Below are 11,343 nucleotides of genomic sequence, written 5' to 3' on the forward strand. Positions count from 1 at the left end.
GCACCGCGGTCACGGTTTCACTGAATACCATCATCGTGAGCGTCAGCGAGATTGACGTCAAGATGATTTGGTCGGGGCCCCTGGCTACGTACTACGCTTACCTAGGTGTCTTGCCCTTTCAGGTCACCTAACACGACTGCTTCTGGTCGGAGCAGTCGCTTAACCCGTTCTCCTCAATGTCGGCTTTTGGCCGAAGCCGGGCCTAGCTACCAGTGGGCGCAGCACCGCAAAGCTGACTTTCAGGGCTGCACCTTGAGCGTCCGGTTGAGGACAGGCAGACAACGGGTGCGGGCCGTCGTCAGTCGGCCAGAAGCTGTCGTCCTGTAAGTAGCCCTGAACGGCAGGTCTAGGCTGGCTACCGTCATCCAGTTCTGGCGGCCTGATGGCTGCTACCGCTGATAACGGTCTTTGGACTTTTCGCAGACCGAACGGCTGCAACACTGCCAAGACCAGTCATTTAGTCAGTATCACTAAGATTCGTGGCTCCGCGCCAATCAAAGACTGGCTCTCACATGCTACGCACTAGAGGTACCGCCCCGGTCTCACCACTCGCTGAGACGCTAAGACTGGTTGGATCGGAGCGGCTACCGAAAAGCGAATTGTTCAGATTGAGCAGGCGCTACATTGTGGAACGCCCCTAGGGACAGTCCAATATCCCAGCACTTTAGTTCTCCAACTCAAGCATCCCCAATCTCCCGGCTGCCGCAACCAATCGCAGACTAGCAGCATGCCACTCAGCCACGCTTCGGCTTCGTTGTTGCTGAGCATCTGCTAGTGCCTGCTGGGTGCTTAAAACTTCAAGCACATCAGCTACACCATGTTGGTAGCGCCTATTCGAACTAGCCTGGGATTCTTTCGCGCTTTGTAGCAATAAGTCTGAGGCTTCAAGGCCCGTCAATGCAGCAGAGGCACCCGCGTACGCCTGCGCAACTTCTGTAGCTATTTTCAGCTCCACATCACGCAACTCTGCTTGTCGCTGCTCTGCAATGGTTTCCGCCGATCTGATTCGATAGGTGCGCTCAAACCCTTCAAACAAAGGAATATTGAGCACAACACCAATCTGTCTCTCTCGAACAGGTGAGCTGCTCAACCCTTGTTCTGGTCTGCCATTTCGGTAATAAGCAGCCATGAGATCCAGCGATGGCAATCCGTCTGCTCGTACTGATTTGACTTGTGCTTTTGCCGCAGCTTCTTGCAGTCGCGCAGCAGTGATTGCAGGGTGTCGTTCTTTCGCCTCAGAAAGCCATGATTGAAGGGCCTTCTGCAACTGAGCTCTGTCTGGGGCAGAAAGTACTGGCAACTTGATCCTTGATTCAGGAGAGACAGCAATCGCATTAGCGAGCACAACTTGTGCTTGCGCGAGACTACCTTCGGCCCGTGAAACCTCAAGCATTGCACGTGCCATAGCGGTCTTGGTTTGCAGGCTTTCGCTCATGGACCCCGATCCTGCGGAGACTTTTCTCAGTGCTGTGTCTTGAGTGCTGCGAGCCAATGCCAAACTGGCCTGCCGTCCATCCAGCAATGCCTGCGCGGCCTGGACATCAAAGTAGGCTTGAATGACAGATGCCATTGTCTGCTGCAGCACTGCATCATGCGTCGCCAAAGCCGCAGCTAAAAGATCGTTGGCAGCATCCACGTTGTGACCGCGTGTTCCAAAATCCAGTAGCCGCCAGATCATGGAAACGGAAGCACTTGTCCCCCAACGCTCCGTTGATGCCGATTGCCTTCCATCACTGAGCCAGGTCGAATCATTCAACCGTCTTGCAGACGCATTGACTTTGGGCAGGTAGCTTGAACGCGCTTGCCCCAAGTTGTTGGCCTGAGTTTTGATGGCAATCCACGCCAGTTGGACTTTGGGATTTGCGCAAAGCGCCATATGGACTGCATCGCGCAGTGAGAGCTCCATGTCCAAGTCACTGGCTGGCAAGCAAACCAGAGACTGTACAGAACCCGGAGGCTTTACCCCCAAAGCCAAGGCCTCCGGTACGCTGCGTAGTGGATCACTAAGCAGGCTAGCCACGTTGCCGGTGCTATCACCAGCAAACGAGGCTGTGAGGTGCATTCCTGTCAGCAGAGCAAGAGCCACAATGGAAGCAGCGCGTGCCATCACGCCTACTGGCTTCCAGAGTTCATCTAGCCCTACTGTCTTTCTTGTGGGATCGTCAGTAATCAACACAGTCCAATTACTGCCAGTTCGCCGCAATGACACCACTCAGGCTGCTTTGGTAATTGGCAGGCAAAGTTGTCTGTCCAGCAGCCGGTGGCGAGAAGCTGGCCATGGCTTGTACAAGATTCTGCACTTTGCTATCCAGAAGGACTTTGCCATTGCCTGACTTGAACTGCTCAACGTGATACTGATTTCCCAGATACCAGTTATTGACTGTGAACTGATCATTGGTGCCAATAACGCTAACTTCCAGGTTGTTCCCGACCTGCCTGAACCACAGCTGATCGGCTGCAATATCCGTTGCAAACTGAGCAACGTCCGTATTTCCTGCCGTGCTGTCATTTTCAACAATGACGTCCTTGCCGTCGCCGCGCCCTAACAGATAGGTGTCATTGCCAGTGCCACCTGTCAAAGTATCGTTGCCTCCTGCGCCATAGATCACATTCGCACCTGTGTTCCCTGTAATGCTGTTGTTCGCACTGTTGCCCTTGATGTTGTACGGTGCATTACCGCTAATCGTCACACCGGAGGTCCCGTCTGGGATCACATAGTCAAAGTTAAAGCTTGGCGAGAAAGCACTAGGTTGATCGCTGGCCACGTTCACGGTCACATACATGCCTACCGATTGACCATGACCATCAGAGCCCCAAAGCACAAACTGCAGATTTCCAATATTTCCGGCTTGCGGCGTTCCGGTGAAGGTTCGTGTACTTGAATTAAAGCTCAGCCACGATGGCAAAGCACTGCCATCTGCCAAAGTGGCGCTGTAAGTGATGGTGTCACCGGGATCAGGGTCGGTGATGACTCCTGCTGCCACCGTGTAGGTAAACGCCTGGCCACTCGTGGCATTCAGTGTCGGCAAATAGTTTGCTACCTCGGGTGCACGGTTCTGCGCTGGTGGATTGAACGCCGCGTCAATGTCTGCCTGGCTCCATGGGGTGCCGCTGGCGAACTCAACCCTGTCAATCCTGCGGTTCTGAGTGACCCCGCCCGTGGTGGTGTTCGCCGTGAAGTAGCCAGCAATCGTTACTTGGTCCGACGAGTTATTGATCTTGAGTACAAGGTCATCGCCTGAGCGTGCTAGCGACACATTGTTCGAAGTGATTCCAGCGCCGAAACGAAGAACGTCGACAGCACTCAAGATATCTTGAGTATTGATGGTGTCCTGGCCATCTCCAGCGTTGAACAAGTACAAGTCATTGCCAGCACCACCGATCAAGGTGTCGTTTCCACCACCGCCCTGCAACGTGTTGGCACCGGAATTGCCTGTCAGGGTATTGGCAAGACTGTTACCTGTTCCGTTGAGCGCTGCTGTTCCTGTGAGGACGAGATTTTCAACGTTGTTGCCCAAAGTGTAGGTGATGCTTGACTCCACCGTATCGATGCCCTCATTAGCCAACTCGGTCACGATATCGCCTGTAGCGTCAACCACGTAGGTATCGTTGCCAGTTCCTCCACGCATGGTGTCGTTGCCCGTGCCACCGATCAGGCGATCATTACCGGCATTGCCGATCAGAGTGTCGTTACCACCCTTGCCATCGATCGTGTCATCGCCCGCGCCACCCGTCAGCGTATCTGCAGAGGCGGTTCCGTTCAGGGTCTGGCCTGCCAAAACGACATTGATGTCGAACACATCCTGCACAGTGAGCCCGCCAGAATCAGTCGCCACCACCTTGATGCTTAAGGATTGAGCCGTCCCTGCGGGCGCCGTGCCTGTGAATTTACGGGTGCTGGCGTTAAAGACGAGCCAGGAAGGCAATGCGCTTCCATTCGCCAACGTTGCCACATAGCTCAAACTGTCGCCTGCATCTGGATCTGTGAAAGTGCCTGCAGCCACGGTGTAGCTGAAAGCACTTCCCGCCGTGGCAGTCTGATCAGCGATAGGTGTGGACACGACTGGTGCACGGTTTGGCGACGCAACGCTAAAGTTCACGTACGTGCCTGTGCTCTTGCCATAGTTGTCAGTCCCCCAAAGGACGAATTGGAAGGAGCCTACATCGCCTGCAGCTGGCGTCCCTGAGAAAGTCCGGCTTTGCGGATCGAATGTCAGCCAGGACGGCAATGGCGCTCCATTCGCCATTTTTGCGCTGTACGTGACCGAGTCCCAGGGATCAGGATCAGTGATCGTTCCCACCGGAACCACATAGGTGAATGCACTGCCTTGCGTGGCCTTCAGTGTTGGCAGCCCGCTATTAATCGTGGGCGCTTGGTCATTGATAGCGCGATCCACTACCGTCTGGATCATTGCTTGATCCCAGGACGCTCCGTTAGCGAATTCCACACGGTCAATCTTGCGATCAGAAGTCAAACCATTGCTTGTGGTGCTAGCCGCAAAATAGTTGGAAATGGCAACCTGGTCTGTAGTGCCTCGGATCTTCAAGAACAGACTGTCGCCATATTTAAAGGCCAGTACATCGGACTCGGCAATACCTGCGCCAAAACGCAATGTATCGAGTGCACCAACTACATCCGTGTTATCGATGGTGTCTTGCCCATCACCGGCATTGAACACATAAATGTCGTTGCCCGCTCCACCAGAGAGAAAATCGTTACCCAGTCCGCCTGTAAGAACGTTGTTTCCGCTGTTACCCCATAGACCGTTATCAAGGCTGTTGCCTGTAGCGCTGAGGTTTGCGTTCCCATCGAGCGCCAATCGCTCTACGTTATCTCCCAAGGTCCAGCTTACAGAAGAACGAACAAAATCGTCTCCTTCACCCGCGTACTCGATGATGACGTCACCCGCATCGTCTACTTCGTAGTAGTCATCACCTGTACCACCAATCAAAATGTCTTGGCCCTCTGAGCCAAACAGGGCATCATTTCCTCCGCCCCCAATAAGGGTATCGTTGCCGCCTAACCCCAGCAAATTGTTGTCCGCATCATTGCCTGTGATGACATTGTCTAGCTCGTTACCATTGCCTCGGAAGACAGTGCCTGCCAAGGTCAGGTTCTCAACGTTATCTTCGAGGATCAAGGTCGTGTCGAAACTGCGGATGATCGTATCGGTGCCTTGATTGGCATACTCGATCACGGAATCTCCCTCTTGGTCAACGTAATAGGTGTCGTTGCCTTCGCCGCCAGACATAGTGTCAGCACCCGCACCACCGTCCAGAACATTGTTGCCGGTGTTTCCCTGCAAAACATTGTCTTCACTATTTCCGAATGCTTGCAGATCCGCACTGCCGAGCAGCGTCACTGCTTCCAATAGGTCGGTCAGTTGGTAGTTGATATAGGATTCCACCGTATCCCAGCCACCAGCAGCAGTTTCAATGATTTGATCATCTGCAGAGTCAATGACATAGGTGTCATCGCCATCGCCGCCAATCAGCACATCTGTGCCACCGCCGCCATCAAGACGGTTATTGGACGAATTTCCGATGATTTCATTGGCTTGTGCATTGCCCGTACCATTGATGCCATAGGCGTTGGCATCCAGTATCAACTTCTCGAGGTTTGCTGACAGGGTGTAATCCGCGCTGGCATAAACGGTGTCATAACCTTCGCCTGCTGCCTCAATGATCACATCACTGCTTTGGCCCACATAGTATTTGTCGTCGCCTTCTCCCCCCTCAAGAGTATCGGTGCCGAGTCCGCCATCAAGCACATCGTTGCCTTGACCACCAACCAAGTGATTGCTGCCGCTATTTCCTATCAATATATTGTCCGCAGTATTGCCAACCCCATCGATATTGGCATCTCCAGTAAGGGTCAGGTTCTCGAAATGATCCGATAGCGCAAATGTCACGCTGCTAAGAACGGTGTCGTTACCTTCTCCCGCGTTTTCAATGAGAACGTCGCCCGCGCTGTCGACTACGTAGCGGTCATCACCTGTGCCGCCTACAAGAATGTCGTCACCTTCTCCACCATCGAGAACGTCATTTCCTTCATTCCCATATAAATGGTCAGATCCCGTGTTGCCCAGCAGATGATCGTCCCCTTCATTGCCGGAAATCGTATCGTTGCCAGCAGCGCCGTCGATCAGATCGTTGCCAGCCCCACCAGTCATGGTGTCTGCTGTCGCATAGCCTGTTAGCGTGTTATCTCCTGCATCGCCATGAAGCAGTGCCAGCTTGATTCCGTCCCAACTGAGTAGAGCACCATCCTCCGATTTCAGGCTGAAGTCATAGTTTTCAAAAATGCCGTCATTGGTCAGGATGCCAAGCACACGGATGCTGTCCTGTGTCCCCTTAATACGAAACACCACATCCAGACCTTCGCGGATGAATTCAATATTCTGCAATCCAACAGAGGTCGGCACCAAAATAGTGTCAGTTGCCACTCCTGCAGCAAAAGTCTCTCGCACAACAACATCCTGCCCTCCGCCAATACTCAGGCGGTAAATGTTGTTGCCAGAACCTCCCTTCAAAATATCGTTACCGGTTCCGCCGTCCAGGATGTCATCACCCGCACCACCGACCAATTGATCATCGTCGGCGCCGCCATTCAGCACGTCGTCGCCGCCTCCACCATCAAGGTAGTCTTGACCTGCACCGCCACTGAGCGTGTCGTTACCTATTTCACCGTACAAGCGGTCTTGACCATTGCCACCCAATAGTTGGTCAGCACCCTCGCCACCAAATAAGGTGTCATTGCCATCACCACCATCCAGCAGGTCGTTGCCGCCAACACCCTGAAGCGTATCGTCGCCACCCGCACCGTAAATCGCGTCATCCGTATTGAAGCCCGTCAGGGCATCTGCACCTTCTGTGGGCTGCAACACTTTCAGTTTTACAGCTGCAATGTCCCAGACAGTGCCATCAGCAAATCGAACTTCCTCGACCGCATAAGTGCTACTGCCATCATTCTGGAAATATTGAGAGACAGTGAGCACGTCATTGGTGCCCTTAATCGTCAGTAGCAGGTCGCCCCAAGGTGAACGGCGTGCGTCAATGTCGTTCGGTGTGATGTCTGCCCCGAACACAATGGCGTCGACCGGATTAGCTTGGCCACTGGCGATGTATTCGTAGTTATTGACGGTGTCCTTACCGCCACCTCGTCCGAAGCGATAGATATCAGCGCCCGCACCACCAACTAGTTGGTCATCGTCAGCACCACCATCCAGCACATCATCGCCGTCGCCACCGTCCAGAATATCTCGACCTGCACCACCAATGAGCGTGTCGTTACCTGTTTCCCCATACAAACGGTCTTGGCCACTACCACCAAGAAGCTGATCGCTCCCTTCGCCTCCAAATAAGGTGTCATTGCCATCGCCACCATCCAGCAGGTCGTTGCCGCCAACACCCTGAAGCGTATCGTCGCCACCCGCACCGTAAATCGTGTCATCCGTACTGAAGCCAGTCAGGGCGTCAGCGCCTTCCGTCGGCTGCAGCACCCGCTGTTTTATTGCTGCGATATCCCAAACGGTGCCATCAGCAAAGCGCACCTCCTCGACTGCATAGCTGCTGGTGCCGTCATCCTGGAAATATTGAGAGACGGTGAGCACATCATTCGTCCCCTTGATTGTCAGCACCAGCTCGTTCCATGGTGAGCGGCGTGCGTCAATGTCGTTCGGAGTGACGCTTGCCCCGAACACGATGGCATCGACCGGGTTAGCTTGACCGCTGGCGATGTATTCATAGTTATTGATAGTGTCTTTGCCGCCACCTCGCCCGAAGCGATAGATATCAGCGCCTGCACCACCGGCGAGTTGGTCATCGCCGGCACCACCATCCAGAATGTCATCGCCGTCACCACCGTCCAAGTAGTCACGACCGGCACCACCAATGAGTGTGTCGTTGCCGGCTTCACCGTACAGGCCATCATTTCCGTCATGCCCGGAAATGGTGTCATTACCGCCTCGGCCATAAATAATGTCGACTCCGGCTGCGCCGTCAATCACATCATTGGATTCAAAGCCAAAGATGTTAGAGCCAGAATCATTGGCCATTAATGCCATTGATTTGATTGTTTCGATATCCCAGATAGTGCCATTCGTAAAAACTATTTTCTGAATTGCGTTCGAGCTAGCGCCATCGTTCTGGAAGTACCCCGAGATGGTTACTCTGTCACTTGTGCCCGTGATGGAGAGAGTCAAGTCCCCATACCAGTTACGAGTAATCTGAATATCCGCAGGAGCTATACCTTCACCAAATTCCAAAATATCTACAGGATCACTCATTCCCGGTACAACATATTCAGCGTTGTAGATAGTATCTTGTCCATCTCCTCTGGCAAAACGGTAGATATCAGCACCACCCCCTCCCGAAAGGGTATCGTTTCCTATGCCTCCAACGAGGATGTCATCCCCATTTCCACCATCCAGGTAATCATTACCCTCCCCACCAATCAACTCGTCAACGCCATCTCCCCCATAGATGGTATCATTTCCATCATCTCCATACAATCTGTCGTTACCTGCTTGTCCATTCAAGTAGTCATGGCCATCCCCTCCTAGCAGAGTATCTTCGCCATCTCCCCCATATAGATTGTCGTCATCTAAACCCCCATCTAAGAAATCATTACCAGATTGCCCATCAAGATAATCGTTTCCGGCTCCACCTCGCAGTAAGTCATCCCCTGCACCAGCATAAAACCCATTAGCCGAATCAGATCCCAGATAAATATCACTTTTACGAGTACCGCTGCTCGAATTTTCTAAGAACACGCCCATTGCTGTCAGTTCTGGAAATAACGCCGAACTGGGGGGTAATTCATTGATCCAATCTTGCAAATAGCTCAATCCATCAAACCCCGTCACTTGGAGTGTACTATGTAAGTACCTATTCAGATCAATCAAATCCAGAAATGCATTGCGCTCATCAACGGATTTGTAATTATTAAGCTTCGCAATTAGTTCGGAGATACTGAATTTAACACCTGCATCATCAACGTTAAGCCGAATACTTTCAAGATAAGGATTAAGTCGTGTTTGTGCAATTAGTGCCCCATAGATGCCTTCTTTAAGTGCATCGTAACCTTGCAGCAAGATATCAACCTGTGCAGCGGGGGGAGTTATGACATAATTGGGGAGGCTAGATACCCCTCCACCTCCAGAGGAATTGCTGGCACTCTGCATTCCTAAGCCAGCAACACTTGATGTGCTCTGTGCTTCATAGAATCTTTCTCCATTAAATACCTCTAGAACTGCAATCAAATTACGAAACTGATCTACTGTCATCCCCGCTGGAGGATTGATGCTCACAGCAACGACTCCATATAATCCGCTCGTACCTAACCCGAGATTATCTTCGATACTTTTCCAATAGTCGCTGCTGCGAGCCCACTGCGTAATTAGATTGTCTAGCAAAGATATCTGTTCATCACGCGTGCTTCCCTGACTAAAGGCTGTGAGGCTTGCTGCCAACAACGGGTTTAATGTGGCGGCTTGATGCAGATCTCTTGCACGCCCCGCGCCCTGCATATTAGGTAAAAGCCTTATCGTTTCAGCTACTTCAACTTCCGAAGGAAGAGGAACATCCACCAGGAACTCTCGATGAAAGTCATTGGCATCCAGGTCAATAGCACCAACAGTCCTTTCAAATTCCTGACCATTAACAACATGCGTAAAGCTAGCACTTTGTGCTACATAATTCCCTTCAATAGTACTTCCCGCCTGCATACCGCCGGTGCCATTAGTAGTGCTGCCTACGACACCGATACGACTGATCCCAAGCGCGTCAAGAGTAAATAATTCTCCTGCATCTGACACCCCATCCTGGTTTAAATCGCGCCAAACCTTGACCTGGCTCCAGGCCGTGTCTGAGCTTGTGAAGTTTCCATCTTGGTCTGAATCTAGATCAGCTAAGGCATCGAAACCATTAATTGCTCTTTGTCCATTAGACTTGATGGTTTGATCTCCAAACAGCTCAAGTCCTGATGTGATTTGACCATCTCCATTGATATCGCGTACTAGGACTCCATCATCTGCACTGATCCACCCAGTACCAGTTCTGACATTATCTCCATCGTGATCAAAGAGAATTTGTCCATCAGCACGCCGCAACTCCAAGCCGTCGCCATCAAGATCTAGCATAATGGGATCGATAGGTTGACGCCATCCTTTTGCATCCCTGAAACAACTGTTAACGCCTAAGTTAATTCCTGTTTCACTATATGATTTTGGCGTCAAAATTCTGACACTGCTGGTTCCATCTTTATCAATAATTTGTATAGGCCTTCCAAGAGTTTCGTGAGGTATGTCAATATCCCAGGTGGCCTCCTCAGCTGTTTTTCTCAATTGATCAAAAATAGCATCATATATTTTTCCTGCAACGAATCCTGCCGCAGCACCACCCAATGGAGTCAGAAACGGAGATAAAAATAAACCGACTCCAGTTCCAAATGCAGCAGAGCCTAATACTTTTACAGAACCAAGAACTGGATTGGAATCAGTAGCAGCACCAACAGTAGAGTTAGCCAAATCGGTAAGCTCTAGCGCAGACATTGCCGTGCCTGCATTGGCCCCTCCCTGCAAACTTGAACTTACCCCAGACGCAATAATACTTCCGGCTTGTTGAACCGTCTGTGGACTACCTTGAATTACAATGATTCCTTGTCGCGTAATGATATATCCGGTTGAAACTAAAGACATTATTTTCTCCTAAAGATATTTACCACAGAATACAAAGCTATCCAAGCAATTGAATAAGCTACCGCCATCCAGCAAATTGCCATAGCAACAGGGGTTAAAGGCATAAATGCTTGTAAAGAGCCTTTTGAAAAAAGATCTACCCCCAGATATAACCCTCCCAGAAAAACAAAAAACGTAAGAAAAATTGCAGGCAAAAAGCCTTTTGTCATAAAAATCACTCTATAAATATCAAAATTATCTAAAATTACTATTTTACTCATAGCAGCAATTTCAGATGTTTTTTCCAAGAGAATAGAGCTAGGAACAATTTTAATAAAATATCTAAATCCCTGATGCATCTGAGACGCGAGTTCGGTACACGCCAAATAAATTTGGCGTGATGATTCACCATCAATATCTATCGATATTTTTCCTAAAAAAAACCATCTGCAAAAAATCATTCCAGAAATAAGAACGACCAATGCAATTGATATTGAATCCGTAATATATTCTCTTCCCCCACCCTCTCTATAGACCCTAATAAAAATAACTCTAATGATTAATGAAGCCACCAAGAAATATGTAACAAAAGTTATTAAATAATAATTTCTTGAAATTTTCTCATCGTCAACAGATAGCTTATTCATGATACTTTAATATTTAT

The 11,343-nt window shown here is 50.7% G+C and carries 3 protein-coding genes; all 3 read right to left on the reverse strand.

Features of this window, described 5'->3' with window-relative positions; translation table 11 throughout:
- Window positions 1–664: 664 nt before the first annotated feature.
- The 3 genes from QYQ99_RS26930 to QYQ99_RS26940 all read right to left on the reverse strand — a co-directional run bounded on the left by QYQ99_RS26930 (window position 665) and on the right by QYQ99_RS26940 (window position 11,326).
- Complete coding sequence (locus tag QYQ99_RS26930; RefSeq protein ID WP_302090771.1) at window positions 665–1,906, reverse strand: TolC family protein; 1,242 nt, start codon at window positions 1,904–1,906, stop codon at window positions 665–667.
- A 277-nt stretch (window positions 1,907–2,183) separates the two neighbouring features.
- A complete protein-coding gene (locus tag QYQ99_RS26935) occupies window positions 2,184–10,700 on the reverse strand; it encodes a calcium-binding protein (protein ID WP_302090772.1) in 8,517 nt (2,838 codons plus the stop codon).
- The gene (locus QYQ99_RS26940; RefSeq protein WP_302090773.1) at window positions 10,700–11,326 is read right to left on the reverse strand and encodes a hypothetical protein; all 627 of its coding nucleotides are present in this window, start codon (window positions 11,324–11,326) and stop codon (window positions 10,700–10,702) included. Before QYQ99_RS26940 ends, QYQ99_RS26935 begins: the two co-directional genes overlap by 1 nt.
- Window positions 11,327–11,343 lie beyond the last annotated feature (17 nt).

The organism is Comamonas testosteroni, assembly GCF_030505195.1.
Taxonomy (GTDB): domain Bacteria; phylum Pseudomonadota; class Gammaproteobacteria; order Burkholderiales; family Burkholderiaceae_C; genus Comamonas; species Comamonas testosteroni_G.

Bases quoted from the DNA above. Each gene is read 5' to 3' on its own strand.
- QYQ99_RS26935 (WP_302090772.1), bottom strand. From the start codon at position 10,700: ATGTCTTTAGTTTCAACCGGATATATCATTACGCGACAAGGAATCATT.
- QYQ99_RS26930 (WP_302090771.1), bottom strand. From the start codon at position 1,906: ATGGAGCTCTCACTGCGCGATGCAGTCCATATGGCGCTTTGCGCAAAT.
- QYQ99_RS26940 (WP_302090773.1), bottom strand. From the start codon at position 11,326: ATGAATAAGCTATCTGTTGACGATGAGAAAATTTCAAGAAATTATTAT.